Raw genomic sequence first — 26,305 nt, 5'->3', positions numbered from 1 at the left:
TAAGGTCTTAATACAAACGTTGAACCTTTTTAATTTATGGATTAAAAATTTGGAACATTAATAGAAGGGTGAAAAAAATACAATTAGTGTAACAAAACTTATAAAAAAGCAGTATTAAGCGTATTGCTCCCAAAGCAATTGTTTTTCATAGGTAGATGTAGGGCTGGATTAATCCGGCCCTTTTTTTGTATACTAAATTCAGTTTGGTGATGGAGAGAAATAGATTCAAATTTTCCTAGTGACCGTGACCCAGGTGGTGGTCCACCAGGTAAACATCCTCTTTAAACCGTCTTTTAAACATTAACTCAAGGAATAGAATGGAGGAGCCAAGGAACAATTGAGGTAAATAGGCTAATTGGCTAAAATCAAAAAGCCAGGGAGAGATAGCTAAAAAAATGCCACCTATTATATTTGAAAGTTGTAAAGCTTTAGTCCATTTCACTTTTTTTTCCTGATCTATAAATAGAGAAAAGGCAAGCAGGACAAGTATAATGATGCCCGTTGCAGAACATGACCAGCTGGCTGTCTCCGAACCGAAGGTGTGTATAGTTGGTAAAGTAACCAAAGTTGTGCCTGTTATAAAGTCTAGAAAACCGGATAGTTTAAAATTTCCTTGCATATTTTTTTAATAATTTATCATCTAATCAAGTTTCGCTCAATCCCTGATTGCAACAGGAGTTTTAACAAAAAAACCTTCTAACTTGAATGTGCCAATTTTTTTCACAATTAATTTCATCAGTGGAAAAATCGGACTGAAGATTCCTCTGAATATTTTTTTTCGAATGAGGTATCTTTTATAAAACGTAATGAAGTTCTCGCCTTTTAACTGAGGATGATTAATTAAAAACCTTTTATCTGACGGAAGATGCAAAAGAAAATGAGAAGAGTACCATTCAATAGGTGGCTGAATGTGCTTGGGTTTAACACTCCAAAACCGCCCTATGATCTTCAGATTTCCCGCGTCGAAAATAGGCTCTCGCTTTTTCAGTCTTTCTAATGCAATTGACGTAAGCATTTCATCGCCCTGATGATGAAAAAGATGAAAGCTGGAAAAATAGTTATCCTTAATTGTACAAATTTCTTTATACAGCCTTCCAAAAAAATCGGGCGACCCACAAACGAACTCCCCTCCCGCCCAAAGCCCTAATGTTCCCTCGGTTTGCAATCTTTCTTTGTTCCTTATGATTTCTTCATATCCATAACCTCCTGTCACCTGGCTCGTAATATCATAGTAAAGGGGTACTTTTTTCGCGATGGCCTGTTTAAGGGAATAAGGAATTTCTGATATACATGCTATATCAGGATCAATAAGGCCGAGGTATTCCTCAGTACTTCTTGACAGGTATTCAATCACCTCGAATTTGTAATGGGCTGAATAAAACTTGAGGCCAGATGGTACTTTTTCCCCGAATTTTAGTTGAATAACTTCAAAAGGAAAGCCTGCTTTGTTTTCCAAAAGAAAGGCTTTGTTGTTGGTAATGATCCTATAGATAATACCTGCGCTTCTCAGAGAGTTTCCCAGTTGTTCGGCACAGGAGAGATACAACTCTATTTGATCTTTTAATCCTGTCACGAAGTTGTTATGAGTACTTTGTTCTCCATTTGGTGATACATGAATAAGAGAATATAAAATCATGTGATTTGTAAGTTTCCGACCTATAAAGTATTTGTTGATGTTTTAACTTGGAAGAAGACCAAACCCCCGTAATGGGGGCTCGATCTTTTGTATTAATTTATTGGCATTTTTTCTTGTCGTAGGTTAAGGACGGATTAACAAAGTAATCGGCCCAACCCTTTTCCGGAAACTTAGGATAAGGTCCTGTGATGATCTGCCATTCAACAGGCCATCTCCAGTCTCTTGGAATTAATATTCCATTTGGCAAAACTTTTCCATCGTTTGTTACCCAGGTATCCTTTCCACTAAGTTCATAGATAGATAGGTCGAAAGGAGTGCCTACTCCAACCTTTCCAGACGAATAGCAGGTAATAAAGGGTATATATGGTTTCGCAGCGTTGTAAGAGAAAGTACTATTTGTGGTAAGAACAATCTCTCTGTAAGCAAAAGGATCACATTTCTCAGCCATCAGGGTGTTAACAAACCCCCATTTATTGGTAGCAGGTTGGGCTGTTTTAGTGCTTTCAAAAACGGTAATAATGTAATCATTACCATCGGTGGTCACAGCCGGACGAGGACCATTGGGAGAAAATATATCTACGATACCCTGTTTAGGAATACGAATTTTGAAAATATGATCATAGGAAGCTCCTCGTGCAGTAGCCAAAAACGTCAGCTTCAATTCGCTTGAAGTTCTTATAACGTCTGCTTGCAGCACCAGATCATTGTAGTCTCCGTCATTTCCTTTGTATCGTTGGTCTTCCCATGCATAGGTAAAATCAATCTCCTCCTTACACTCGTCAAGGCAGAACTCAAAATAGGTAGACCAATTTTTACCCGGGAATTGTTTTGCATTATCTAAAGAAACTCCTTTAGGTGTATCCGCACAAAGCCCCCCCCATGCTGTTTCTCCATTTGAAAGTGCGGCATGTGTGGCAATAAAAAGACAACGACTGTTTTGAAGATATTTTGAATAATAAGCTTTGGGAATAACGACAGTGTGTTTCGTCTTTTGTTCGCCTTTAGTCCACGAGGATTTAAACGTAAACTGACCTGGGGATGCGCCCCCATTGCTCACTTTTTTCTCCTGTTTAAACTGGTCCATACTAGAAAAAACATCGGTATGAGTTTCCATTAGATATATCCCCGGCTTGGTAATGTTGTAAGTAACAAGGATGTCTTCGTTGCTGCTTATTGCAACATCAATAGAGCCGACATATGTTTTTTGACCAGCTACAAGGCAACGTTGGATGCAGGGCGCCGGTAATGTCCCTGTAAATGGAATGTTTTGAACCTGTCCTTTTGATGCAGATAATGCTGATAATTCAGTCAAGTTCTCCTCTTGGTTGATACCAGGATCTTCTTTACTACAGCTGTATGTTAACAGCAATAAGGAAAACAGGAAGGCTGTAAGGGTTTTTCCCTTAGTAAAATAATTGTTTCTCATTGTGGTAGTTAATTAAATGATGTTATAACATTAGTTTTTTGTTAAATAATTGTGAAAAGATGGAAAGTGTTTCAGAAAATCTTCATCATAAAAAAATATTTGTTCGATTAAAACGTTCTCGTGCTAATTTGGTTATTTCAACCTTGTATCATTAACATGTCCCCCAGCAGCACAAAAGCTATATTTTTGTTGATAGTGTTGAATAAGGAAAGTCCTTTTCTTTTCTGTTGCTAGATGAATAGGTTGTTTTAATGATGACAGAAAAAGTAGGGGGCAATTAGAAATTTCTTATTGCGTTAACACTATCAGTGCTTACCAAATTAATTGTTCAGTTTAGATGAATTTCGAATTGTTTAGCCAGGAAAGCTTGTTCTCCTTATTCCAGCAGGCTCCTGTTGCATTAGCTTATTTAAAGGGAGAAGACCTTCTGGTAGATGTTGCCAATGCACACATACTTGAGTTGTGGGGGAAAGAGAAGGAAATTATCGGGTTGCCATTGCTAGATGCTTTACCTGAAATCAAAGGTCAAGAGTTTCCGGATCTGCTTAGAACCGTTTACAGCACTGGTGCTGAGCAACGAGGATACGAAACACTGGCAAAATTACAGCGGCATGGTGAATTACAAGATGCTTATTTCAACTTTATATATGCCCCTGTTCGCAATCCCGATGGAACAATTACCGGTGTCAGTGTAGTGGCAACTGAGGTCACAGAGCAGGTATTAGCTAAAAAAAGTCTGATAGAAAGTGAACGGAAGTTTAAAGGCTTAGTTTTGGAAGCAGACGTTGCTACTGCAGTTTATATGGGGCCGGAAATGCGGATTGAAGTAGCGAACGACGCGATGATTGGAGTTTGGAGAAAAGACAAAACGGTTATAGGGAAAACTTTGAACGAAGCCCTTCCTGAATTGGAAGGACAGCCTTTCCATCAACTATTGCAAAATGTTTACTCTACTGGTATAACCTATAAAGCCACAGAAGATCCGGTAGATCTGGTAGTAGACGGGGTGTTACAGCGTTTTTATTACAACTTCAGTTATAAAGCACTAAAAAATTCAGAAGGGGAAATTTATGGTATCCTGAATATGGCTGTAGATGTAACTGAACAAGTTTTGGTTAGACAAAAGGCAGAGAATAACGAAATCAAGCTGAAGGATCTTATACTACAGGCTCCGGTGGCGATGGCAGTAATTAAGGGCAGGGATTTTATCATAGAGACAGCCAATGCAAAATCCCTTGAAATATGGGGCAGGACAGAGGCTGTTATCGGTCAGAAAGTAGTAGAGGTATTTCCTGAACTCATCGAGCAAGGCTTTATTAGTATTTTGGAGAATGTATACCACCAGGGAGAGCCGTTTTATGGTACTGAACTTCCTGTTACTATTGTTTACGATGATGGACCTAAAACACTGTACATAAATTTTGTGTATCACCCTATTTACGAGAACGGTGAAGTAACATCTATCATGGCATTAGGGTATGATGTAACAGACCTTGTATTATCGCGGCAACGGGCAGAGGAAAGTGAAGCACGATTCAGGAACCTTGTGGATAAAGCCCCTGTGCCTACTGCTTTGCTCAGCGGCGAGAATATGGTACTGGAACTGGTTAACGATGCCATGTTGCAGATATGGGGCAGAGACAGAAGCATCCTGAAAAGAGAATTATTAGATTTCATGCCCGAGCTCAAAGGTCAAGCTTACCCTGATCTGCTTAAAAATGTTTATGAAACCGGCAATGAGTACACAAATACCGAAAGCAAAGCTGAAATAGTAGTTAATGGAGAGCTTAGAGTTTATTACTTCAATTTTACCTACAAGCAGATAACCTTTCAGGAAAATTTGAAGAGCATTCTGGTAATGTGCATTGATGTGACAGACCAAGTGCTATCCCGAAAGTTGATTGAGGAAAATGAATTGAAGTTAAAGGAGAGCCAGCAAAAGCTTGAGGAATTAGCAGATTCCATGCCTCAAATTGTATGGACCGCCCGTCCGGATGGCTATCTTGACTATTACAACCAACAATGGTATGACTACACTGGCTTTAGCCGGGATAGCTTTGGTGATGAAAGCTGGGCTCCGGTATTGCATCCGGAAGATCTCGACCGCGTAGTGGAAACCTGGTATAAATGTGTGCAAACAGGAACTGAGTATGAAATTGAATACCGTTTTGTAGACCGCTTTAAAAAGGGAGAATACCGTTGGTTCTTAGGTAGGGCAGTGCCGATTAGAAATGAACACGGTGAAATCCTACGATGGATAGGAACGAATACAGATATTAACGAGTTTAAGATCCTACAGAAACAAAAAGATAACTTCCTGGGCATTGCAAGTCACGAGTTAAAAACCCCGGTAACCAGCATCAAAGCCTATACACAGGTGTTGGAAGCTATGTTAAGGACGGATGGCGACGAGAAAAAGGCTTCGCTGGTGAATAAGATGGACGTACAGCTAAATAAACTTACGTCTTTAATCGGCGATCTGCTCGACGTTACCAAGATTCAGACGGGAAGGATGCAGTTTAATGATGCATCGTTTGATTTCAATGCACTTATTACCGAGATTATCGAAGAGTTGCAAAGAACCACCAGGCATGAACTTGTTGCTAAATTAGAATTTGAAGGAAAGGTGTTTGCAGATCGCGACCGGATTGGTCAGGTAATCACAAATCTAATCTCAAATGCGATAAAATATTCACCGGAGGCTAATAAGGTTATAATTTATTCCCGCTCTGACGGAGAGGCAGTCCGTTTATGTGTGCAGGATTTTGGCATAGGTATTCCTGCAAATAAAAGAGACAGAGTTTTTGAACAATTTTACCGTGTTAGTGGTACTAAAGAGCATACCTTCCCAGGCTTAGGATTAGGCTTATATATTTCATCAGAAATCGTTAAACGCGAGGGAGGAGAGATATGGGTGAGCAGCACCGAAGGCAAAGGATCTACGTTTTGCTTCAGCCTGCCTCAGGACATAAATTTAAAAGACTAATAACGCTCAGTAATGAAAAATAAAACCATAGTTGTGGTAGATGATGATCCCGGAATTGTGGATTCTTTAGAAGTGATGCTTGAATTTGCCGGTTATACCATAACTAGCTTTAGCAAAGGGTCTGATTTGTTTTCTTTTCTCGCAAGGGGAAGCGCTGACCTGATCTTATTAGATATTTGGCTGTCGGGAGAAGATGGAAAGGAAATTTGTCAATTGTTGAGGTGCTCACCTGCAACTCAGAACATCCCTGTAATCATGCTTTCTGCCAGCAGGGATCTTGAAAAAACTGCAAAAGAAGCAGGCGCGAGTGAATTCCTTGCCAAACCGTTCGAGATGGAAGTCCTGTTAAAAAAAATAGAACTATTAACTTCTGATGGACCCTCAGCCGCATAGGTTGTTGAACCATGTATTATTAGCTAAGCTTAATTTGGAGTAACTCTTGCGACGATAAAACGTAACAATAACTTCATTAACTATCAATTCACATGTCCTTCGCTAACGGCTCCGGTTATCCGGAGAACGAAATGCAACGAATAATTGCATTGTCAGAGCTTGATCTTGATTATGGAGATCTTGATGAAACGTTTAAAGATTTAACAATTTTAGCTACTGCAATTACTGGTACTAACCATTCGGTGGTTAATTTGATCGATCATTATAGCCAGTGGACTGTTTCTACTAATAATAAGGAGATTTCAGTTTGTCCTCGTGAAGAATCGGTATGCCAGTTCGTTGTTGCCACAGGGGAGGACATTGAAGTTCGGGATCTTAGTTCAACAGATAAAATAAAAGATCTGGATTTTGTAAAGCAAAATCCGGATTTGAAGTACTACTATGGTATTCCACTAAAAACCAAAGAAGGTTATAGTCTTGGTGCTTTTTGTGTATTAGATCAGGAAACAAAAACTTTAACAGAAGAGCAAATTTCTCTGTTAAAGATTATTGCGAATGAAGTTGTGAAGCGTTTAGAGTCTATTCAAACAATTGCAGAGCTAAAAAGAAAAGTAGCGGCTATGCAACAAAATACTAAAAGAGTTGCTCATGATATCAGAGGGCCTGTAGGGGGAATTATCGGGCTGTCGGAAGCAATTGTTAGCGATGATGAAATGCCGGCGGAGGAAATTAGAGAAATGGTCGGCCTGATTATGGACAGCGGTAATACTCTTCTGGATTTAACGAATGAAATTTTAAAGCAGCGGGATGAACCCGTAGCAGCTACCAATCAAGTAGAGCTGAAATCTAAGCTCGAAACTCTTTTTAATGTTCAAGCAAAGAATAAGAATATCCATTTTCAGGTTCAAAGCAACTTAGCTAATGCGAACATTTATTTTACGAACAATGGTCTCCTGCAGATTGTCGGGAACCTAATTTCCAACTCCCTGAAGTTTACTCCTACTGGAGGGTATGTTAAAGTCGAGCTGGATTTGTTTCCTAATGAATTAAGCACAAACTTGCGGATTTCTGTGATTGATTCAGGAATTGGGATAGAGGCAGAGAGAATTCGTATGATTATGAATGGTGATGTTAGGTCCACCAAAGGAACAACCGGTGAGGGTGGTTTTGGCTTAGGTTTAAATGCAGTACGAGCATTGATTGCTAACCAGAACGGCGAGCTTGAGATTTCTTCTCAAGTTGGAGTAGGTACCAAAGTTACTGTGACTTTGCCTGTGGATTTAAAATAAATGACCAATTTCATGTCATTGGTGTTTAGTAATAATAAATAAGTTACAAGCCATCTCCTTTAATGCTCAACAGTCTTTATTGCAGGGCAATTTCCACTGCTTTTTCTGCATGGATTTTTGTAGTTTGAAACTGATTCTATAGTTAAGCCATTTGATATCAATAATCTTTGATTAAAGCCAATCAGAAAACTTTCTGCATAGAAGGGCTACGCAGCCAGATGACTTTCTACAACCTGAAGTAAAATATGAATATCGAAGGGTTTTTGGATCACTTCATCTGCACAGATTTTCTTAATCTGGCTGGCCTTGTTATGCGTAGATAAAACAATAACAGGTATATCCTTAATTGACTCAAGGGCTTTGAGCTTTTTACAAAGTTCAGTTCCCTCTGGAGTTATATGAATAACATCTAAAAGGATCAAATCAGGCATAGCTACTGATGTATAGCTTATAAAAGCTCCTTCAGAAGTAAAGCCTTTTACCTTATATCCCTCTTCAACCAAAACATGTGTCACTATATCCAAAATGTCCTGGTTCTTTTCAAACACAACTACCCTCTTCACTCTTTTAAAATCCCCTTTTTAGAATATTCTGTAAAGATAGGAAGAATCCCTATTCTTGCCCAATATAATTTTGAGAAGAACTGTTTTCGGCAGAACATTTGCTTGCTTAAGGATATGGCGAATGTTTCTAATCAAAACCCTACACTTTACCCTTACCAGTATAAGGCTTTAACTCAGATCTTCGAAAAACTTCAAACTGGCGATGAGCAGCGACTACTTTTTCAGCTGCCCACCGGAGGAGGTAAAACAATGATCTTTTCAGAGATTACAAGGCGCTTTCTGGACATCCGGAAACAAAAAGTTATAGTGCTAACGCACCGGGTAGAACTTTGCAATCAAACTTCCCAAACATTAAAAAAGCTTGGCATTAAAAATCGCGTGATCAATAGCTCTGTGAAAAAGGTCAAATCAAACGACCGTTATGATTGCTATGTAGCGATGGTGGAAACTTTAAATAACCGTATCGAGTCGGGTGATATAGATGTGACAGGAATTGGTTTAGTTATTATTGATGAGGCGCACCACCATTCATTTCACAAGCTTTTGGAGAAGTTTGGAGATGCAGCCATTATCGGAGTAACCGCTACACCGCTAAGTTCGGATAGTGCCATGCCGTTAAACAGCTATTACCAGGAGTTGATCATTGGCGAGAGTATTGAAGAGTTAATTGCCAGTGGATTTCTCGCTAAGCCAATTATCTGGCGATACGATGTGGAGATCAGTAGTTTGCAAACCGGATCCGGGGATTTTACAGTGAGCACATCGGATGATTTATATTCTTCGACCGCTATGCTCGACCTGTTAAAACAGGCTTATGAATCACATGCCAAGGGCAAAAAAACGTTGATCTTTAATAACGGCATATTCACTTCCAAAAATGTGTGTCAGTTATTTTGTGAGGCAGGGTACCAGGCAAAACACCTCGACAACCAGACTCCGGCAGCAGAACGTGCGGAGATACTTGATTGGTTTAAAAAGACAAAAGGGGCGATCTTAAGTTCGGTATCCATCCTAACCACCGGATTTGATGAACCAACTATTCAGGCAGTCATTCTAAACCGTGCAACTACTTCCCTTACCCTTTATCACCAGATGATAGGCCGCGGGTCCAGGCGCCTTCCAAAGAAAAAGACCTTTACGATCATAGATCTTGGCAATAATGCGGAAAGATTTGGCGACTGGCATAAGCCTGTGGACTGGCAGGATATTTTTAATAATCCAGAAGCATATCAGGCAATGCTGAATGCACAATTGGAGAACAATGTCCATGCAATGCCTGCCGGTATTCGCTCAAAGTTCCCTAATAGCCTTGAGATTACTTTCGATGTACAAGAAGCCTATCGTTTAGCTATTGAAAACAAAAAGAAACCGAGGACAGTAATGCGCGCCTCGCTTCGGCAGCATGTGATGATGTGCGTAGAAAACGCGGATACGATCTCTGAAGCACTGGAGTTAACCAAAGAACTAGATAAAGAAATCATTTGGAGGGTTAAGCAATACGCCAAATGTTTAGAACGCGCTACGCCAAACTATAAAGAGTGGCTCATTCAAGACTACAAGAACAAATTGAATATTCTTGTACAGAAAATGATGTGGAGAAAAGAGTCTGTCAAGCAAGCAAGTTGATCACTGGCCTTAGGCCCTTTAGTATAGACTGACTATATTCTCATGGAAAGGATTGCTTGGCATAACCTTTCCGTCATTCATTCAACAGGTCCTGGAAATTTGCTACAAAAAGCCCGACATGATACCCATCTGCCAATCCATGATGTACGTGAACTGCTACTGGCATTGTTTTCAGCCCCTCCTTTGTGTTCAACTTCCCAAAGGAGATCTTGGGGGAACTATCATTAAAGGAAAAGCTTCGCGCATGCGAGATCCAAGTAAAACTAAGCCAGGGAAGCGCAGAAAAATGGATCACACTCCCTACAGAAACTGTTGGATGCAAAGTAGTTGATTGTTTTACCCTTTGTATTTCCTCCAATGCATTATCGTAGAAAAGTTCTTCATTAGTGTGATAATTTATATACGCGAACCCAAAAGTGTTATCAGGCCTCGGAATTGTTGGAGAAGCATGGACCTGATCAAAGAGATATACTTCATTGTCAACAATCCTGTAGCGGAAGTTTTGGATCTGATTTGCTGCGTTCAACGCCCGGTAGAGGTAATATAGAAAGAAGGATTGCCCCTTCTCTTTGGCACTTGCGTAGGCCTTGGTACAGTCTACCTCGACAGTCACTCCAAAAAACGGCTCTTCGCTTTTCGAGAAGAAGGAAAAATGTTCTCTTCTGCTCCAGTTCTCCAGATCTATCAGTGTTTTCATCTAATTCAAATAATTTAAGATGTTGTCTATGCTTTTCAATTCCAGCAGGTTTTTGTGCTGCAGATCCTCATCGTGTATTTCGTGCGCCCAGGTAGTGTGGTAGGGGATGTGTGCTGCAAAACCGCCTAATTCCAGTACGGGCAGAATATCAGATTTTACAGAGTTTCCCAGCATGAGGAAGTTTTCCGGCTGGCAATCCAGGTGCTTCAGCAACTTCTGATAATTGCTTACTTTTTTATCGCTCATAATTTCAATATGATGGAAATACTTCTCCAGTCCCGAACGCTTAAGTTTTCGTTCCTGGTCAAGCAAATCACCTTTTGTAGCTACTATTAACCTGTAATGCTTATGTAGTTGTTCCAGCGTTTCGGGCACCCCATCCAGTAGTTCAACAGGCTTCCGTAACAAGTCCTGGCCGATCTTTAAAATCTGATCTATTAAGCCTGGGCCTGCAGCACTTCCCGTAATGTTAATAGCTGTTTCGATCATACACAACATAAAGCCCTTTACTCCATATCCATATAGAGCCAGGTTTTTCATTTCCGTTTTGAGCAGCGTTGCCGAAACTACATTGGCTGGAAGATAGTTTTCAAGCAGTGCACAAAAATGAGTCTCAGCTTCCTGAAAATAAGGTTCGTTCACCCACAAGGTATCATCCGCATCAAATGCTATTGTAGTTATCTGTTTTTTCATTGAATGTTCCTGTTTTGTACTTTTATCAATTGGAAGCAAAAATCAGGAAGGAAAACCCTAAGAAAAAGGACATTTGTCCCGCAGATATATGTTAAGAACAAACCAGGCATTTTTAGCTTATGCGGAAGACCTTTACGAAAAGCAAGAACGTAAAGAAGACATTGTTGTAAGACGATATGCAGCAGGCCAGACGCTGCTGTGTCAGGGAGAGCCAGCCATCAAAATTATGGTTATCAGGGAAGGCATCAGCAAATGCTTTTTCACGGAAAATAATGATAAAGACTATATACTGGAGTTTTTAGGGAGAGGTGAGATTATCGGTGAGATCGAGTTCTTGCGTAACCTTCCTTGCTTGTGCAATGTAGTGGCAATGACCGAAGTAAGCGTGTTTGCATTTTCAATTCCCTACTTCCAATATTTAATAGAATCCGACCTGAAACTTAACCGCCTTTTGCTAGATGTCTTTGCTGAACGAATTACCAATACCTCAAGCCGCGCCTCCTATCAGCAATTACATCCGGCGGAGTACAGTTTAAGAAAACTGCTAGAGTTACAATCTAAACAGGGTATAAAACTTTCTAAAGAAGATATGGCCTCCTATCTTGGGATATCGGTTAGGAGTTTGAATAGGAGTTTGAAGGAGATGGGGATTACTAGCTAAGGAAAGGGGAATATTGTTGTGCATCTTATTGATACATACTTTAGAGTTTACAATAGCTTCAGTAAAATAAATAAAACTAATGTAGCATCATTGGACATATTATAGTTGCCAACAGTCGTTGATATACAAGATGTCAACCCATTGGATTTGTCAGAGGAGCTTTTTCATAAATACAAAGCTGGGACAAAGCCAACAGGATTTGTTGAACAAGAAGAAGCATGTGAATTGAGAAGACTTGTAAGTACTCTTATTCCGCTAACAATATATGATTTTCTTGATGGGAGACGAATAAACGGTAATGGTTTCTTTCGAGGCTCGCTTACTGATGCTTTTCTATTCAATAGTGTCTTTGAGGGCTTGCATCTGAGTTACGAGTTCAGCATAGTAAAGATTTTATAAATAAAATACTTGTTAGTATTAGATTCTAAACAAGGCATAATAATCTTATAGCTTACACTAGAGTAGGGGAACCCATAACTTTAATGCCCCCCTTTTTCACTCAATTTGTTTAATGTTTGTTCAATAAGCTCCATCCTGCTTTTTACTTTGTCAGCCGATGCATCCAATGTATAACCATCGTCTAAAAGTTCTTTTATCAGCAACATTTTTTTAATGTTCTTATAGTCGTACCTTCTGTTTTTCCCTTCTTCTTCAGTTAAACTTGTAATGATTCCTTTTTCTTCCCAATACCTGATTTGCCTGGTGGGGACGCCAATTATTTGTGACACTTCACCAATACCAACCACCAGTTTTTGCAAGAAATCAAAATCAAAAGATAATTCGGGGCCTTTCTTCATCTCTTTCATTTTGTAATTAATTTACAATTACTGTTGCAAATGTAGAATAACTGTAGTTTTTTTGCAATTGTAAATAATCTACAATTGACGCAAATAATGTTCAAGGAAAGCATTTTTACATTTTATATCCCTGTTGCAAATGGCGGGTCAACTATATGGACAAAATAAAATGGAAGAAACAAAAATTAGAAATTTGATAGAAGAGTGTTATCTAAATGGAGCCTTGAATGAGATGAACACCGAGAAAATGTACCAAGGTTATCATCCCGATTTCGCTATTTTCTACGCAGAGGGGAAAGCTCTCAAAAAACTGCCGTTAAAAGAATGGGTCGCAATCGTGGAACAATATAAACGATCTAAAGACTCCACTGGTCTACGAAAATTTGATTATGAATTTGTTCAAATTGATGTTAGTGAAACGGCCGCATTTGTAAAGCTGAAATGTATGCGAAAAGGTGTATTAGTTTTTACAGACCTACTTACGCTATTGAAGTTTGATGGGGAATGGAAGATCGTAACGAAAATTTATCATAATCACATATTAAACCCATGGAATATATGAAGAGTGCTTTTATACTGATTGAATGCCAAAACGAATGGCTGTCGCCGAAGGGAAAGTTACACGGTCTGATTGAGGATAGGGACCTTTTCACGTTATCAATAGGCAATATTGAAAAATGCTTGAAACATGCAAGAGATCAAAAAATGCTGGTTGGACATGTCGGCTTACGATTTCAGAAAGGGTATCCTGAATTGGCAAACGGTAAAAGTGGGTTAAATAAAGCCATTCCTACCTTTGGTACATTTCCCCTGAACGAATTTGGTTCCCAATTTTATAATCCATTTCAGCCTATGGATAGCGAATTTGTGGTTACTGGTCGTACGGGAGCAAGTGGCTTTTCTGGCTCTAACTTAGACATCTGGTTACGAAACAATAAAATTGAAAATATTTATTTGGTGGGCTACGCCACTCACGTCTGTGTAGAAAGCACGTTTCGTGAAGCTCATGACAAAGGTTATAATCCAATTTTAATTACTGATGCAGGTTCTGCCTTTAACAAAAATCAGCAAGAATATGTTGTAGAAAACATTGTTCACCATTTTGGCGAATGTGTTACCACCGCTGAATTTTTGAAAACGGAATAAAGTGACCGATTGAAGCTCATTTAACACTACTCAATGAAGATCTTTGCAGAAACGGAACGGCTCATACTAAGAGAAATACTTCCACAAGACGAGGATAGTCTTTTTATTTTGGACTCCGATCCTGAAGTTCACGCCTTTCTTGGAAACAATCCTATCAAGATCCATCAGCAAGCAGCAGAAGTAGTTCAATTTATTCGAAAGCAATACATTACTAACGGAATAGGTCGATGGGCTGTGATAGATAAAGAAACTAATACTTTTGTTGGATGGTCAGGCCTGAAATTAATTACAGAAGAAACTAATAATCATATCGACTATTATGATCTTGGATATAGATTTATAAAAAAGTATTGGGGGAATGGATATGCTACTGAGACTGCTTATGCAGCCTTATCCTATGCATTTCATAGGCTTAGTTTAACAGAGGTGTTTGCCATTACTGATATTAGAAACTATTCGTCAAAGAGAGTTTTGGAGAAAGTGGGATTTAAAATCATTGAAACTTTCAACTACCAGGGAACGGAGCATTACTGGTTCAAAGTGGACAAGGACGGTTGGGTTAAAAGTAATCCGGCATATAGAACCATATAGGCATGCACCTATAGCTTTGGGAGCATAGGATAAAATTTCATTATCAATTATAGAGGTAAAGGCGACGCAAGCAGGAATATTCTACTGAACAAGCAAATGATTTCAAGAGAGGATATTCTAAAGAATTCTTATTTTGATGATAAAATCGCACGATGGCAAAAGACATACTCCTACACATTTTAAAAACTATTAGGTATAGAACCCTTGCTTCAATCAGTGGAGCGGCAGAAAATTTTGGTGATTACAAAATATCTCCGCAAACTCGCTCTCCAAAAGAAATTATAAATCACATGAGTGACTTGGCTCGTAAGGCAAATTCAATCATAAGATCAACTAATTTCGAAGCAGAAAGGCCCCCTCTTCCAAAATTTGAAGAAGAACTGGGGGAGTTTTTAAAATGCCTTGAACAGTTAAATGAAACAGTAGTATTACATACGCTGTCAGACGAGCTAGGTAAAAAACTGATACAAGGCCCCTTGTCCGATATGTTAACACATATAGGCCAATTAGCAATGTTAAATGGATTGAATGGAAACAAAATACCCAAGCAAAACTATTTCTCAGCAGATATGAGATAGGTATATCGCTTGATTACTAAATTCTCCTTTTTCAAAAACTGCAGTAAGTAGATCCGGATAACCCTGAGGAGCAAGAGTTAAACGACTTATGGCACCAGATTGAGGCCGTCAACAATGACTGGGATCAGAAAGGCTTTCTTTGATAACCGTAGACATTTTGGTGTAATTTAGAGTCGATCTTGGCACTACAACCGATCAATTTGTATGAGCTTCCGAAGATCCACGCGATTTGACAAAGATTCAAATTGGAGTCAAACTTGATGCTTATCCGTTTATAAAGCCTTCACTTTGTCCCCGATCCGCGTTAATAGCCCTCGCCGGATTCTGACCTGCTTTACACCATCCTGATCAGAAACGAAATTTACGTCAATATCTTCGCCTGGAATAAAGAACGACTTTGCTTTTTCGGGAAAAATTTTCAGTCGTTTCTCTCCGTCAATCTCAATATACAGCTGAGCGCCTTCTTTCGACACGATCACAAAATGATTTTCGGATAGCTCATAGTTTCCTACAAATTTGTCAAGAGTCTGCTCGTCCAATTGAATGGCCTGCTTTTGACGAGGAATTGAATAAGGTTTATCCAGCAGTATGCCAAGGATAGTATTGCCTACCCGCTCTAGTTTAACATTATTGATATTGTTTAGAAGGATAATACAGATATCATCTACGGGATCCATAAGAAAGTAACTTGTAGCTCCTTCTATGTTTCCTCCGTGAGAAACAATTTTCTTTTTGTACAGACTATCGATAAACCAGCCGTAGCCGTACCCATCTTTGAAAGTAGTAGTTGCTCTGGTAGTAGCTTCTTTTGATATTATTTTATTATCTCTTATCGACTGATACCATTTATACAGGTCGCGGGAAGTAGAATATAAAGCACCTGATGAAAAAGTGGCTGCTGGATTCCATACTGGTTCTTCCAGATGTTGTGTGGCTGACCAGTAAGAATAATTTGTTGTTTTAAGGCGACTTTTCAGCTTCTGGAAATTGTAACCGCTATTTTTCATTCCTGCAGGTTTGAAAATATACTGATTAACGGCATTCTTGTAAGTGGAGCCAGTAACCTTTTCTATAATCAATCCCAATAGGTTGTACCCGGAGTTGGAATAAGAGAAACGAGATCCGGGAGAAAAGTTAAGAGGATGGCTGAATATTTCCCGTGAAATTTCCTGTGCCGAGATAGTCCTGTTGGTGAATAATATTTCTGGGCCCTGTTTTTTATAGTTTTCGTAAACTCCGGAAGTATGTGTAAGTAATTGTTCTATCGTGATATCACTGCCATACTTAAATTCCGGGAAATAAGATTGAAGCCGGTCCTGAAGTGAGAGTTTCTTCCCCTCGGCTAATTTCAGGATGATCATGCTGGTAAAAGGTTTAGTGAGGGAACCGATTTGAAAAACACTTTCAGCGGAGTTAAATGTACTGGTCTTATAGTTTTGATAGCCATAGGCTTTGTCAAAAATAACTTTGCCACCGCGAGAAATAAGTACGGTGCCATTGAAGTAGTTCAAATCCTGGTATGAAGTTATTAATCCGTCAATCTTTTCCTGCTGTGTTTGGCCATTAGAAAAGAATGGCAATAGAATTAATATAAATAAGAACTTATACAAAGGCATCTAACTCTAATCTTAGTTGAGGGTTCTAATATAACTGAATTTGCATTTTAGGCCACTCTGTCCACCATTCTCCTATGATAGTTTATCTGTCCCAGATGATAGGTTAAATGAGTAGTCAGATGAACCAGCAGAAACTCAGTCGATGTTTTTTGATCAAATACCAGGATGGGATATTCCGCCGCCAAAGCCCTCTCGTCTAGCTTATCCAAAGATGTTTCCACTACTTTGATCGTATTATCTATGCTTTGTAGCAATTCTTCTCTGTCGACGTTTTTCAAAGAAAACTCCAGTTCTCTGTTTCTGACGTAGCCAGTATTACCAATTTCCTTACCAATGTAGGTGTTAAGGTTACCAATCAAATGCAGGCAAAGATTTCCGGCGGAATTCGTAATTGATTCCTCCACTCTCCAGAGGTTCTCTTCATTCTTGTAGGAACTAATCTCAGTTCTAAGCCGGTTTAGATCCCGGTTAAATAGTGATTTTAATACTTCAATTAACATCTTTCAAAATACCTTCAAATACAATTACAGCCTCTCCACGGATCAAAACATGATCACTCAATAATTCTGTATCCATTTCTCCCGTTCTGGCAGAAGATTGAAACGCTCTGAATTTAGTTTTATTAAGTTTTGCTGCCCAGTACTTGGTTAGAAACGTTTGTACTCCCCCTGTTACAGGATCTTCATTCGTACCTGCCCAGGGCCAAAAATAGCGATAATGAAAATCGTATACATCTCCCGTAGATTCGGCCGTTACGAGAACACCGTTTATACCATTATGCGAGTTGACTAAGGCCAGGAAGTCTGGTTTTAAAAGTGACAAAGCTTCAATGTTTTCAATTTCAAGGAGGGTAATTTTATTCTTGGGACTATAGCGGGAAGTCACAATCTTATCAATTCCCAGTGCATCGAGCATCGCTTTCGGAACTTCTATCTTTTCTGTATCATAAACCGGAAACTGCATTACAATTTTGCCCTCCTGCTTTTGGACGGATAATTCCACGTTTTCGCAGTTAAGAAAGCTTATTTGCTCCAAATCGGTAGTATCGAAGATGATTTTGGACGAAGCTAATGTGGCATGGCCACATAAAGGAATTTCTTTTTTCGGAGTAAAAAATCGAATGTCAAAACTTCCTGTTGCCGTTTTTTTAATAAATGCAGTCTCAGAAAAACCAATTTCTGTTGCAATACTTTGCATAGTTTCACTGCTAACATCTTGTTCGACAATACATACAGCTGCCGGGTTTCCTTTAAATTTTTGACTCGTAAACGAATCAACAAAATACGTCTTCATAAGTATTGTAAGATAAATATTAGTTTCCAAAAGGAATGGTGGTAGCCTTTGCGTCGTATTTTAAATTAATATGGCTTAATAATCTGACCTGTATTTGCGCCAAAAACACTTTTCCGAAAGCCGTACTCCAATTGTCTCATCGTTACAGGAATATCACCTGGGAAGAAAGGAAAATATTGTGGTGAAGCTTCAATAACGGTAGGGCTAACAGCATTAATACGAATCCCGTTTTCTAACTCAATTGCTGCTGCACGTACGAACGCTTCAATTGCTCCATTGGCCATAGAGGCATTAGCAAAATGCAATACGGGCTCCTGTGCTAAAGCCCCCGTGATTAATGTAAATGAGCCTTTGGGATTGATATAATGCTGACCGATCAATACCAGATTCACCTGCCCCATTAATTTTCCCTCAATTCCCCGACGAAACTCTTTATCTGTCATCGTTTTCCAGGGGCCTACATAAGATGGGCCAGCGGTGGAGATGAGTGCATCAAATGGTCCTGTCTGTTTAAATAAATTTTCAATGGATTCGGTAGAGGTGATATCGGTGGGAATGTCTCCGGCTTTCGATCCAACCCGTATAACTTCATGTTCTTTTTCGAAAGCGGTCGCTAGGTACTTTCCCATAGTGCCGGTAGCACCTACAATAATGATTTTCATCTGATTACAATTTAATTTTTATGGATAATTTTCTGTTTGATTCTTTTTATTTAAGACACTAGGACTTGTGAATGTGATTAGAATTCTTCAAAAACTATTTTTTTAGTCACCATCATTCCTGCAGTTGTACCCATTGCAACAGCATTTGCTACAGTACGCATTCGGGAAGCATTACCACCGCAGGCATACACGCCCTCAACCGTTGTTTCCATCAACCACTGCTGTGTTCCAGTCGGGTAACTTTCTTTTCTACTATTGTTATATGATGACTTTCCAACTTTTGTAATTGCTCAGGGCTAAGGGTTGATGTGCCGTTGGTAAACAAAAACAGCTCACTTGTCCAGTTGGATATCAGCTTACACAGCTCAAACCCATCTTGTCCATTGGCAAAAATGCCCGTCTTTTCATTCCTTACTTCCCAACCATGACAGAACGGACAGTGCAGAACTGATATGCCCCAGCATTCAGAAAACCCTCGAATATCAGGAATCTGATCTTTGATACCGGTAGCAATTATCAGCTTATCTCCCCGAAACTTCTCACCAGATTCCATCTCGATTTCAAATTGACCGCTAACTGTTTTCCTGCTTTTAACAGCAATGCCATTTAGGAATTCAACAGTAGTATATTTTTGAACTTGCTGCTTAGCTAACCATGCTGTTTCCGCAGGTTTCGTGCCATCCTGAGTCAGAAAATTATGAGAATAAGGTGTTTGTTTATTGCAGGGATGCCCTCCATCTACAACCAACACATTCATCTGGGCTCTTCCAAGGGCTAACCCTGCTGCAAGTCCGGAATAGCTTCCTCCAATAATTATGACGTCGAAATTTGTATGTTTCATGCTCTCTATAGTGACTGAAGTATTTGATAATGCCGGAAGGTAAATGCCAGTGAGCATTATGCCGGTTTGTCTTAGAAAGGCTCTTCTGCTTAATGAATAAGCCCTATAATTTTTATTTCTCGCCTTCATTTTTGGAAAGACGGCTTCTGAAAACTTGACCAGCAACGAAATCAATGAAAGGGATACCGATAAACACCATCCAGGGTACCAATGAAATGGTTAAGAAGAAGGTGCGCTGATACAAGGGAAAAGCTGCAAGGTCCGTCCCGAACAGAAATAAGAAAAGAGTAATGGAGGGATAAATTACGATCCAGATTTTGATTGCCATTAAAATTCTTGCTTTCGTCTTCATGCTGTTACGTTTTTTGATCTGCAACAAAAGTAGAATGAGCAGGAAGGGGGATGGTAGGACGAATGATGAGTTGGATAGGACTTATTTGAAATTTCGACGAAAGGCGTCCGGAGATTGTCCCGTCTGCTTTTTGAAGAAGCGGATAAAGTAAGAGATATCTTCGTAACCAAGATTATAAGCAATGTCTTTTACCTGATGAGGGGTGGCCAGTAGAAGGCGTTTTGCTTCAAGTATAATTTGTTCATTAATAAGATTAGAAACAGTTTTACCAACCGTTTTCTTCGTAATAGCATTCAACTGGTAGGTAGAAAGATTAAACATTTCAGCATATTCGGTGACATTCTTTTTACTGGTAATATTCGTTTCCAGCAGATGAAGCAGCGCTTCGAAACGATCTTTCATGTAATCATTTTCGCCTTTTGTTGCGCTAGCAGGATTAGAACTTTGCCTGGAATTTTCAATAAAAAACAAGTTCAAATTAGCTTGGATCGCTTCCAAATACCCATCCTGGCCGTTGGAATATTCATCAAAAATGGAAGCCAGGTAAGCATTCAACTTTTTGAATCTGCCTTCTTCCACCTTGCAGAAGTTCTTGGTAGATACTCTTCTCCATCGATGTTCCTTAATGCTATCCTTAGGCTTATAAAATGACAAATCAAATTCCATTAAAAACCCTAAGCTACCTGCCGCCAGCTCTAACCTGTGAACCTGACCAGGGCGAAGAATAAATATTGAGTGAGAATGTACGGGGTATGACACGAAGTCGATCTCGTGCAAGCCCGCTCCCTCTGATACGGCAAGTACAAAATAGAAATTATGTTTGTGAAGATGGTGAACCACATCACCCCTAAGCACTTGCTGCAATGCACGGATGCTGAATCTACCTTCACTTATCTCCCGTTTCTGGCTCACCTCTATCTGTCTGACCGGTATTAATTTCATTGCTTAAAATTATTTTAAGTAAAGGAGCTAACTACTCGTATAGAAGGCTAAAACCTGACAAGACGGTCGTTTTAAAAACCTGTTTGTTGTCGTCTACTTGATTATATGTAATTAGCTAAATTCAGTAACGCGTAAAAAACTTTAGAAACTAATATCTCATTTGTTTTTTCAACAAAAGTCTAAATGTTACATTCTTTACAAGAAAAAACAAAAATATCTAAACAGTAGACTTTGAAAGATAGCTAGGAACATTCAGAATGTCTGCCGATTTTCAAATACTTTTAAGGATTCCTAATTTGTTTGAAAATCATAACTTGGCAGAATGAGGACAAAGGAAACCATCAATGAATTCTACAATCGTCATTCCCAGGGAGATAGATATACAGGGCAATTTAATGTGTACAGACGAGAAGATTTTGCTTGTGATGCTACCTCACTACCTACAAATAGGAGAGACTTTTACAAAATATCCTTGATATTACAAGGAGAGGGGCTTATGTCAACCTCAAACACATCCCTGTATTTGAAAAGTCCGGCATTGACCTTCATGAATCCATTGATACCTTACTCCTGGGAGCCTACTACGAATATTCAAACAGGATATTTCTGCCTTTTCACCGAAGATTTTGTGGACATGAACCTCAAGAATAACAGTCTTTCTACTTCTCCGCTTTTCAAGGCTGGAGGTAATCATATTTTTTTCCCTTCAGAAGACAGCCTTAGCGTATTAAGTGCCCTTTTCGAATCGATGATTCGGGAGGTTGCTTCATCCTACCTTAATAGATACGACTTACTAAGGAGCTATATACAGATTGTAATGCATGAGGCAATGAAAATGCAATCACCCGATTCATTTTTTCAGTCGACGAATGCAACGGAAAGGCTATCTTCCTTTTTTTTGGAGCTACTAGAAAGGCAATTTCCTATTGATTCTCCTAATCAGGTTTTGAAACTTAGAACGGCAAAGGAGTTTGCTGCCCAGTTAAATGTGCATACAAACTATTTGAACCGAGCATTAAAAGAAGTTACAGGTAAAACTACTACTGAATGGATTGCAGAGCAAATTGGAAAGGAAGCGAAGGCTTTACTACAACATAGTAGTTGGGATATTACTCAAATAGCTTACTGCTTAGGCTTCGAGCATTCTTCTAATTTTCACATATTTTTCAAGAAGCTTGTCGGAGAAACGCCTACTCAGTTTAGAAAAAAGCACGTTTCAATATCATATCAATTGGTTTGATCGCCATAATTTTTACAGGTGATCCTTATCTAGTTTTGCTTTATAATAAAGACAATTATGAAAGCAATACAATTAGAACAATTTGGCATTCAGAATCTTCAATTAAGGGAAATACCTACGCCACAAATTGGCGCAAATGAAGTGTTGGTAAGAACTACTGCTGTCTCCCTTCAGTACCTGGACCTTGTTGTTGTAGAGGGAGTAATGGCCCCTAATCTACCGCTGCCTCACGTTCCCGTTTCAGAAGGTATAGGTGTAGTTGAACAGGTAGGGGCAAATGTTAATCGATGGAAGAAAGGCGACAGAGTGCTAATTCCATTTATTCCAAGATGGCAGGGAGGAAAAATATCCAGTTACGCCAATCAGGTTAGAACAGGACTCCAAACACCCGGAACTTTAGCAGAATTTACTGTACAACCAGAAGATACATTGGTATCTGCGCCGGAAAATTTGACGGATGAAGAATCAGCAGCACTTTCGGTTGCCGGACTTACGGCTTGGGCAAGCCTGGTAAATCAGGCTGGAATTAAGGCCGGTCAAACTATTTTAGTGCAGGGAAGCGGTGGAGTTTCACTTTTTGCCTTGCTAATTGCAAAAGCTTTCGGTTTGAAAGTTATAGCCACTACCGGAAGTAAGACTAAAGAACAACTGCTGCTTGATCTGGGAGCAGATGCTGTGATCAATTATCAAGAAGTTCCCAAGTGGAGTGCAGAAGTAAAGCGACTTAATGGAGGAATAGGGGTAGATGTTACCCTGGATGTAGGGGGAAACGAGACAATAGAACAAAGCATTCTTTCTGTTAGGGAGCATGGTTATGTTGGAATCGCAGGATTTTTAACGGGAAGCAAAATTGCTATCGATATTTTTCCATTAATAATCAATTACATCCGCTTACAGGGCTATTCCGTAGGGCACGCCCAAGAGCTGGCCGAATTGGTACAGGCAATAGAGAGAAATAATATAAGGCCAGTCATTGACAGTATTTATTCTATACACCAGGTACAAGAGGCTTTTCAAAAGCTTAAATCCGGTACTGCCTTTGGAAAAATAGTTATCAAATTTTAAAATCTGGATATATGGTACCAAAAGATAAATGAAAAGCCAACTGCTTATTATTTTCTTTAGATAATTATAAATGCTGTTTGCAGCAAAATTTCAGTAGCCATTATTACTATCAGTATCTTCTGATATTGAAGTAATAAGGCTACCGAAATTGAAACTCACACTACTTCAGCGTTACCTTGATCATGTTTGCCACCTCTGGCAAAGTATTAAACATATTTGGATTTGGAACAAGAGCAATAGGCAGACTTTCTTTTAGGGGCGTACCAGTTAAATTAAACTGAGAGATACTCGCACCGGGAAACTCATTAAGCGCTGTACCATTATCAAAAAGTTTAATCAATGAAGATACATCTCCTTTAAAATTTGCATCGATGCCATTTTCTGAACTAGCAAAGAACCAGTCGTTGGAGAAACCATACATCGTTGCGATTGCTACACGATCACCCTCGCTAACGTTAATCTCTTGCGATACTTTGCCTCCAGACTGGCTTCCAATAACCGGAAGCAGTACCGTTGTAGACGGTGCCTTAAGCACATAAACTGCTTTTATTCCCGGTTTCCCTTTCAGGTAGGCAGCCAGGGTGTCCGCATTTCCTTTCTGAGCCAGAGCTTTCAATCCTTGTCCGCGGTCTGGCATTCCCAATTTATAAACTGGGTTTTCCACACCATGATACACAACAAGCAATACCGGTGAAAGCGGAGTAAAGATGCCCGTGATGGATGTTAAATAGTCTTTCAATGGAACGTTGTTACCTGTTTCAGCAAGACTGGTAAGTCCGTTTGCAGCAGACATACCGGCTGAATATAACGGTGAAGGATTTAGTAATTGTCCTCCTGCGACATAAGATACAGACCATACGCCCGGACTCAGCGGCGTTTCATTGCTGCTTCCACCAGAGATGTTTTGAAGTGTCAGTGTAAAAAGAGAGTTGCCATTATATTTTAGAGTAGCTTTTACCAAAGACGACGCCGGCAAGTAAGCATTTCCCTGGGCATCCATTCCCCTTACTTCTGTAACGACTTTCGACTCCTGCACGCCCGGGTGATTCACATTTGCTCCCGGAACCTGGTTAACTCGTGTTCCGTTATCCCAGAGTTTCACTTGTGAGGATACATCTCCTTCTATCGCATTCCCACTAGCATCGTATACCGCTATACCGGGATTTGCAGGAGCGAAAAATAGATCGTTAGACCAACCATACATGGTAGCAAAAGAAATTGCTTGTCCCTTAGCTGCCGAAAACTGAATGCTAACCGCTTGGCCAGGGAAAATCACTGGAGGAGTTCCGCTTCCCTGGAAAGTACCCGATTCCACCAATGGTTTCGAATCCAATACATTTTCAACGGTCACTGTTGTTTGTGTCTCATGCATTACGGATGAAACGCTATCTTTTTTACAAGCAGTAAAAATTAAAGAGAACAGCGCGAGCACTGTCCATTTGTAAGTTATATTAGTAGTTTTCATAAAGTTTTAATTGAGTTTAGCACTGGCCTCGCCCAGTTCATTTCTTTTATTTTGGAAAATATTGAGCATAAGGGGGATCCTTAAAGCCCGGATGAGCCATAGGATATAGCCCATCCTTTAAGGTGGAAATTTAAATTACTGCGGTCTCAACCAGTTCAACCTCAGGGAAGTCTACTGTTACCTGTGCTGCATTATTAAAGTAGTTGGTTAAGATGTTTAAACCAACGTGCGCAATTATTTCAGCGATTCCTGCATCGTCATAACCTGCATCCTTAACTGCCTCAACATCTGCATTGCTTACCAAACCTTTTTTATCCACAAGAACTCTTGAAAATGTAAGTGCAGCCTGGATTTTTTGATCGGTTGACTTTCCTTCACGGGCATCAGCAATTGCCTTTGTGTCGATATGGACAAGCTTTTCTCCGATAAAGCTATGAGCAGCATTGCAATAGTCACAGCTATTGGCGTTTGCAACGGTCAGGGCAATAAGTTCCCCTACTTTAGCTCCTAATGAAGCCTCAGCAAGCGCTCCGCTTAGTGAAAGGTAACCATTTAATACTGCAGGAGAGTTTCCCATTGTACGCATCATGTTTGGAACCATTCCTAATTTGCTTTGAATAGCGCCAAATAATTCGCTTGATTTACCGGTTGTTGTTTGTGGATCTAGTGCTTTTAAACGTGGCATTGTATCTTGTTTTTATTGTGTCACCATTGACAATACAAAGGTGCACAGCCTGCCACCAGGCTAACATGGACTAAGGTGGTAAGTACATGGACGAATTGACTATTCCAAAAGGAAAGAGGGCTAATCATTGCTATCAATGAACCAATGTACGAAAATAGCACTTCTGCTAGTAAACGAATGTTGGCTGCTCCGTCTAATAATTTCAAGTTGTAATATATTCCACTATTGCTTGTGCATGAATTTTAGTGGTATCAAAAACAGGAATAGCAAAATCTGCTTGATTGATAAGCATTGGAATTTCTGTACACCCTAGTACTATACATTCTGCGCCTCTGTTAACCAGATCATTGACTATAGTAATATAATTTGTTTTTGTATCAGGATTGATGAATCCTTTACCTAACTCTTCTTTTACAGTATGTTGAATATAATCTCTAACTTCTTGTTTGTCAGGTATCAATACCTCAAGATCGTGCTTTCCAAGTTGCGTTCTATAAAAATCCATCTCCATAGTAAATTTTGTACCTAAAAGGCCTATCCTTTTAAAGCCTTTACTTGCAATGGCTTGTGCCGTGGCATCTACAATATGAATAATGGGCAACTCAATAATTCCTTGAAGTCTGTCAGCAAAGAGATGTGCCGTATTTGCACATAAAGCAATGCCATCAACGCGACTTTTTTTGAGGCTTTCACAGGCGTTTAGTAATAGATCGAAAGATTGGTCCCAACTTCTAGCTTGAATTTCACCAAAATTTAAAGAATATATCACGCACTGGGCAAAGTTAAGCCCCCCGAGTTTTAAGTTAACTCCTTCGTTGATATATCTATAGTAGTCCATAGTAGATACCCAGCTTATGCCACCAACTAGTCCTATTTTTCTCATTATTAAATTACTATTTGTGTTATCTCGTTATTCCAGCTAAGAATGTATGAAATTTTTTAGCTAAAAGGAAATACGGCTTAAAAAATGCCTTTTGCTTTTTTGTGTTTTTCAGATTTCAAATAACAGGTTTAAAAAAGAGGTATTATGAAGGTTAGCAGAAGAAAATCTGCCAACCTTCC

General features: G+C 39.4%; 30 protein-coding genes. 12 read left to right on the top strand and 18 right to left on the bottom strand.

Annotated elements, in window-relative coordinates:
- Positions 1–235 precede the first annotated feature (235 nt).
- From J4N25_RS21755 to J4N25_RS21745, 3 genes are all read right to left on the bottom strand, one after another.
- A complete protein-coding gene (locus tag J4N25_RS21755; protein ID WP_207423921.1) occupies positions 236–619 on the bottom strand; it encodes an SPW repeat domain-containing protein in 384 nt (127 codons plus the stop codon).
- A 36-nt stretch (positions 620–655) separates the two neighbouring features.
- Complete coding sequence (locus tag J4N25_RS21750; protein ID WP_207423920.1) at positions 656–1,636, bottom strand: hypothetical protein; 981 nt, start codon at positions 1,634–1,636, stop codon at positions 656–658.
- A gap of 97 nt (positions 1,637–1,733) precedes the next feature.
- Positions 1,734–3,062 (bottom strand): LruC domain-containing protein, encoded by a 1,329-nt coding sequence (locus J4N25_RS21745; protein ID WP_207423919.1) that lies wholly within the window; start codon positions 3,060–3,062, stop codon positions 1,734–1,736.
- 337 nt (positions 3,063–3,399) lie between these two features.
- Here J4N25_RS21745 and J4N25_RS21740 point away from each other — a divergent pair, with 337 nt between their 5' ends.
- From J4N25_RS21740 to J4N25_RS21730, 3 genes are all read left to right on the top strand, one after another.
- On the top strand, positions 3,400–6,048 hold the full coding sequence (locus J4N25_RS21740) for a PAS domain-containing sensor histidine kinase (RefSeq protein ID WP_207423918.1): 2,649 nt from the start codon (positions 3,400–3,402) through the stop codon (positions 6,046–6,048).
- A 12-nt stretch (positions 6,049–6,060) separates the two neighbouring features.
- Entirely contained in the window at positions 6,061–6,441 is a 381-nt protein-coding gene (locus J4N25_RS21735) for a response regulator (RefSeq protein WP_207423917.1), read from the top strand.
- Positions 6,442–6,533: 92 nt separating this feature from the next.
- On the top strand, positions 6,534–7,730 hold the full coding sequence (locus J4N25_RS21730) for a GAF domain-containing sensor histidine kinase (RefSeq protein WP_207423916.1): 1,197 nt from the start codon (positions 6,534–6,536) through the stop codon (positions 7,728–7,730).
- Positions 7,731–7,936: 206 nt separating this feature from the next.
- Here the strand turns inward: J4N25_RS21730 and J4N25_RS21725 are convergent, their stop codons facing one another.
- Positions 7,937–8,293 carry a response regulator gene (locus J4N25_RS21725; protein WP_207423915.1) on the bottom strand — a complete coding sequence of 119 codons (357 nt, stop codon included), beginning with the start codon at positions 8,291–8,293 and terminating at the stop codon, positions 7,937–7,939.
- Positions 8,294–8,407: 114 nt separating this feature from the next.
- Between J4N25_RS21725 and J4N25_RS21720 the strand changes: the two genes are divergently transcribed.
- A complete protein-coding gene (locus J4N25_RS21720) occupies positions 8,408–9,919 on the top strand; it encodes a DEAD/DEAH box helicase (RefSeq protein WP_207423914.1) in 1,512 nt (503 codons plus the stop codon).
- Between the two features lie 73 nt (positions 9,920–9,992).
- Here J4N25_RS21720 and J4N25_RS21715 read toward each other — a convergent pair whose 3' ends face one another.
- Positions 9,993–10,616 (bottom strand): chloramphenicol acetyltransferase, encoded by a 624-nt coding sequence (locus J4N25_RS21715; protein ID WP_207423913.1) that lies wholly within the window; start codon positions 10,614–10,616, stop codon positions 9,993–9,995.
- A complete protein-coding gene (locus tag J4N25_RS21710; RefSeq protein WP_207423912.1) occupies positions 10,617–11,309 on the bottom strand; it encodes an HAD family hydrolase in 693 nt (230 codons plus the stop codon).
- A gap of 88 nt (positions 11,310–11,397) precedes the next feature.
- Here J4N25_RS21710 and J4N25_RS21705 point away from each other — a divergent pair, with 88 nt between their 5' ends.
- Both J4N25_RS21705 and J4N25_RS21700 read left to right on the top strand, forming a co-directional pair.
- Complete coding sequence (locus J4N25_RS21705; protein WP_207423911.1) at positions 11,398–11,970, top strand: Crp/Fnr family transcriptional regulator; 573 nt, start codon at positions 11,398–11,400, stop codon at positions 11,968–11,970.
- 105 nt (positions 11,971–12,075) lie between these two features.
- A complete protein-coding gene (locus tag J4N25_RS21700; protein ID WP_207423910.1) occupies positions 12,076–12,369 on the top strand; it encodes a hypothetical protein in 294 nt (97 codons plus the stop codon).
- An 80-nt stretch (positions 12,370–12,449) separates the two neighbouring features.
- Here J4N25_RS21700 and J4N25_RS21695 read toward each other — a convergent pair whose 3' ends face one another.
- The gene (locus J4N25_RS21695) at positions 12,450–12,776 is read right to left on the bottom strand and encodes a MerR family transcriptional regulator (RefSeq protein ID WP_207423909.1); all 327 of its coding nucleotides are present in this window, start codon (positions 12,774–12,776) and stop codon (positions 12,450–12,452) included.
- Positions 12,777–12,936: 160 nt separating this feature from the next.
- On the opposite strand from J4N25_RS21695, the gene J4N25_RS21690 reads away from it, so the two are divergent.
- The 4 genes from J4N25_RS21690 (at position 12,937) to J4N25_RS21675 (ending at position 15,082) form a co-directional block, all read left to right on the top strand.
- Positions 12,937–13,329 carry a nuclear transport factor 2 family protein gene (locus J4N25_RS21690; RefSeq protein ID WP_207423908.1) on the top strand — a complete coding sequence of 131 codons (393 nt, stop codon included), beginning with the start codon at positions 12,937–12,939 and terminating at the stop codon, positions 13,327–13,329.
- Positions 13,326–13,913, top strand: a complete 588-nt coding sequence (locus tag J4N25_RS21685) for a cysteine hydrolase family protein (RefSeq protein ID WP_207423907.1) — start codon at positions 13,326–13,328, stop codon at positions 13,911–13,913. Before J4N25_RS21690 ends, J4N25_RS21685 begins: the two co-directional genes overlap by 4 nt.
- A gap of 33 nt (positions 13,914–13,946) precedes the next feature.
- Positions 13,947–14,504 carry a GNAT family N-acetyltransferase gene (locus J4N25_RS21680; RefSeq protein ID WP_207423906.1) on the top strand — a complete coding sequence of 186 codons (558 nt, stop codon included), beginning with the start codon at positions 13,947–13,949 and terminating at the stop codon, positions 14,502–14,504.
- Between the two features lie 152 nt (positions 14,505–14,656).
- Entirely contained in the window at positions 14,657–15,082 is a 426-nt protein-coding gene (locus tag J4N25_RS21675) for a hypothetical protein (protein WP_207423905.1), read from the top strand.
- Positions 15,083–15,354: 272 nt separating this feature from the next.
- Here J4N25_RS21675 and J4N25_RS21670 read toward each other — a convergent pair whose 3' ends face one another.
- The 8 genes from J4N25_RS21670 to J4N25_RS21640 all read right to left on the bottom strand — a co-directional run bounded on the left by J4N25_RS21670 (position 15,355) and on the right by J4N25_RS21640 (position 20,788).
- The gene (locus tag J4N25_RS21670) at positions 15,355–16,662 is read right to left on the bottom strand and encodes a serine hydrolase (RefSeq protein WP_207423904.1); all 1,308 of its coding nucleotides are present in this window, start codon (positions 16,660–16,662) and stop codon (positions 15,355–15,357) included.
- A gap of 83 nt (positions 16,663–16,745) precedes the next feature.
- Positions 16,746–17,198 (bottom strand): DUF1572 family protein, encoded by a 453-nt coding sequence (locus J4N25_RS21665; protein ID WP_207423903.1) that lies wholly within the window; start codon positions 17,196–17,198, stop codon positions 16,746–16,748.
- On the bottom strand, positions 17,188–17,991 hold the full coding sequence (locus J4N25_RS21660) for a PhzF family phenazine biosynthesis protein (protein ID WP_207423902.1): 804 nt from the start codon (positions 17,989–17,991) through the stop codon (positions 17,188–17,190). The genes J4N25_RS21665 and J4N25_RS21660 overlap by 11 nt, the downstream gene beginning before the upstream one ends.
- 65 nt (positions 17,992–18,056) lie before the next feature.
- Complete coding sequence (locus tag J4N25_RS21655; RefSeq protein WP_207423901.1) at positions 18,057–18,653, bottom strand: short chain dehydrogenase; 597 nt, start codon at positions 18,651–18,653, stop codon at positions 18,057–18,059.
- Between the two features lie 77 nt (positions 18,654–18,730).
- The gene (locus J4N25_RS26985; protein ID WP_255537137.1) at positions 18,731–18,865 is read right to left on the bottom strand and encodes a hypothetical protein; all 135 of its coding nucleotides are present in this window, start codon (positions 18,863–18,865) and stop codon (positions 18,731–18,733) included.
- Positions 18,865–19,623 (bottom strand): NAD(P)/FAD-dependent oxidoreductase, encoded by a 759-nt coding sequence (locus J4N25_RS21650; protein WP_242695977.1) that lies wholly within the window; start codon positions 19,621–19,623, stop codon positions 18,865–18,867. The genes J4N25_RS26985 and J4N25_RS21650 overlap by 1 nt, the downstream gene beginning before the upstream one ends.
- On the bottom strand, positions 19,607–19,846 hold the full coding sequence (locus J4N25_RS21645; RefSeq protein WP_207423900.1) for a putative antibiotic biosynthesis monooxygenase: 240 nt from the start codon (positions 19,844–19,846) through the stop codon (positions 19,607–19,609). The genes J4N25_RS21650 and J4N25_RS21645 overlap by 17 nt, the downstream gene beginning before the upstream one ends.
- A gap of 81 nt (positions 19,847–19,927) precedes the next feature.
- Positions 19,928–20,788 (bottom strand): AraC family transcriptional regulator, encoded by an 861-nt coding sequence (locus J4N25_RS21640; RefSeq protein WP_207423899.1) that lies wholly within the window; start codon positions 20,786–20,788, stop codon positions 19,928–19,930.
- A gap of 322 nt (positions 20,789–21,110) precedes the next feature.
- Here J4N25_RS21640 and J4N25_RS21635 point away from each other — a divergent pair, with 322 nt between their 5' ends.
- Both J4N25_RS21635 and J4N25_RS21630 read left to right on the top strand, forming a co-directional pair.
- The gene (locus tag J4N25_RS21635) at positions 21,111–22,028 is read left to right on the top strand and encodes a helix-turn-helix domain-containing protein (RefSeq protein ID WP_207423898.1); all 918 of its coding nucleotides are present in this window, start codon (positions 21,111–21,113) and stop codon (positions 22,026–22,028) included.
- Between the two features lie 57 nt (positions 22,029–22,085).
- Entirely contained in the window at positions 22,086–23,093 is a 1,008-nt protein-coding gene (locus J4N25_RS21630; RefSeq protein ID WP_207423897.1) for a zinc-dependent alcohol dehydrogenase family protein, read from the top strand.
- 160 nt (positions 23,094–23,253) lie between these two features.
- Here the strand turns inward: J4N25_RS21630 and J4N25_RS21625 are convergent, their stop codons facing one another.
- From J4N25_RS21625 to J4N25_RS21615, 3 genes are all read right to left on the bottom strand, one after another.
- Positions 23,254–24,558, bottom strand: coding sequence for a spondin domain-containing protein (locus tag J4N25_RS21625; protein WP_207423896.1), 1,305 nt, complete (start codon positions 24,556–24,558; stop codon positions 23,254–23,256).
- Between the two features lie 130 nt (positions 24,559–24,688).
- Positions 24,689–25,243, bottom strand: coding sequence for a carboxymuconolactone decarboxylase family protein (locus J4N25_RS21620; RefSeq protein WP_207423895.1), 555 nt, complete (start codon positions 25,241–25,243; stop codon positions 24,689–24,691).
- Positions 25,244–25,445: 202 nt separating this feature from the next.
- On the bottom strand, positions 25,446–26,126 hold the full coding sequence (locus J4N25_RS21615) for an aspartate/glutamate racemase family protein (protein WP_207423894.1): 681 nt from the start codon (positions 26,124–26,126) through the stop codon (positions 25,446–25,448).
- Positions 26,127–26,305 lie beyond the last annotated feature (179 nt).

This window comes from Desertivirga brevis (assembly GCF_017355835.1).
The sequence above is the reverse complement of the archived record's forward strand: the minus strand, read 5'-3'. Positions and strand labels throughout refer to the sequence as shown.

Coding starts and splice junctions, on each gene's coding strand:
- J4N25_RS21755 (WP_207423921.1), bottom strand. CDS start 619: ATGCAAGGAAATTTTAAACTATCCGGTTTTCTAGACTTTATAACAGGC.
- J4N25_RS21750 (WP_207423920.1), bottom strand. CDS start 1,636: ATGATTTTATATTCTCTTATTCATGTATCACCAAATGGAGAACAAAGT.
- J4N25_RS21745 (WP_207423919.1), bottom strand. CDS start 3,062: ATGAGAAACAATTATTTTACTAAGGGAAAAACCCTTACAGCCTTCCTG.
- J4N25_RS21740 (WP_207423918.1), top strand. CDS start 3,400: ATGAATTTCGAATTGTTTAGCCAGGAAAGCTTGTTCTCCTTATTCCAG.
- J4N25_RS21735 (WP_207423917.1), top strand. CDS start 6,061: ATGAAAAATAAAACCATAGTTGTGGTAGATGATGATCCCGGAATTGTG.
- J4N25_RS21730 (WP_207423916.1), top strand. CDS start 6,534: ATGTCCTTCGCTAACGGCTCCGGTTATCCGGAGAACGAAATGCAACGA.
- J4N25_RS21720 (WP_207423914.1), top strand. CDS start 8,408: ATGGCGAATGTTTCTAATCAAAACCCTACACTTTACCCTTACCAGTAT.
- J4N25_RS21715 (WP_207423913.1), bottom strand. CDS start 10,616: ATGAAAACACTGATAGATCTGGAGAACTGGAGCAGAAGAGAACATTTT.
- J4N25_RS21710 (WP_207423912.1), bottom strand. CDS start 11,309: ATGAAAAAACAGATAACTACAATAGCATTTGATGCGGATGATACCTTG.
- J4N25_RS21705 (WP_207423911.1), top strand. CDS start 11,398: ATGTTAAGAACAAACCAGGCATTTTTAGCTTATGCGGAAGACCTTTAC.
- J4N25_RS21695 (WP_207423909.1), bottom strand. CDS start 12,776: ATGAAAGAGATGAAGAAAGGCCCCGAATTATCTTTTGATTTTGATTTC.
- J4N25_RS21690 (WP_207423908.1), top strand. CDS start 12,937: ATGGAAGAAACAAAAATTAGAAATTTGATAGAAGAGTGTTATCTAAAT.
- J4N25_RS21685 (WP_207423907.1), top strand. CDS start 13,326: ATGAAGAGTGCTTTTATACTGATTGAATGCCAAAACGAATGGCTGTCG.
- J4N25_RS21680 (WP_207423906.1), top strand. CDS start 13,947: ATGAAGATCTTTGCAGAAACGGAACGGCTCATACTAAGAGAAATACTT.
- J4N25_RS21675 (WP_207423905.1), top strand. CDS start 14,657: ATGGCAAAAGACATACTCCTACACATTTTAAAAACTATTAGGTATAGA.
- J4N25_RS21665 (WP_207423903.1), bottom strand. CDS start 17,198: ATGTTAATTGAAGTATTAAAATCACTATTTAACCGGGATCTAAACCGG.
- J4N25_RS21660 (WP_207423902.1), bottom strand. CDS start 17,991: ATGAAGACGTATTTTGTTGATTCGTTTACGAGTCAAAAATTTAAAGGA.
- J4N25_RS21655 (WP_207423901.1), bottom strand. CDS start 18,653: ATGAAAATCATTATTGTAGGTGCTACCGGCACTATGGGAAAGTACCTA.
- J4N25_RS26985 (WP_255537137.1), bottom strand. CDS start 18,865: ATGGAAACAACGGTTGAGGGCGTGTATGCCTGCGGTGGTAATGCTTCC.
- J4N25_RS21650 (WP_242695977.1), bottom strand. CDS start 19,623: ATGAAGGCGAGAAATAAAAATTATAGGGCTTATTCATTAAGCAGAAGA.
- J4N25_RS21645 (WP_207423900.1), bottom strand. CDS start 19,846: ATGAAGACGAAAGCAAGAATTTTAATGGCAATCAAAATCTGGATCGTA.
- J4N25_RS21640 (WP_207423899.1), bottom strand. CDS start 20,788: ATGAAATTAATACCGGTCAGACAGATAGAGGTGAGCCAGAAACGGGAG.
- J4N25_RS21635 (WP_207423898.1), top strand. CDS start 21,111: ATGAGGACAAAGGAAACCATCAATGAATTCTACAATCGTCATTCCCAG.
- J4N25_RS21630 (WP_207423897.1), top strand. CDS start 22,086: ATGAAAGCAATACAATTAGAACAATTTGGCATTCAGAATCTTCAATTA.
- J4N25_RS21625 (WP_207423896.1), bottom strand. CDS start 24,558: ATGAAAACTACTAATATAACTTACAAATGGACAGTGCTCGCGCTGTTC.
- J4N25_RS21620 (WP_207423895.1), bottom strand. CDS start 25,243: ATGCCACGTTTAAAAGCACTAGATCCACAAACAACAACCGGTAAATCA.
- J4N25_RS21615 (WP_207423894.1), bottom strand. CDS start 26,126: ATGAGAAAAATAGGACTAGTTGGTGGCATAAGCTGGGTATCTACTATG.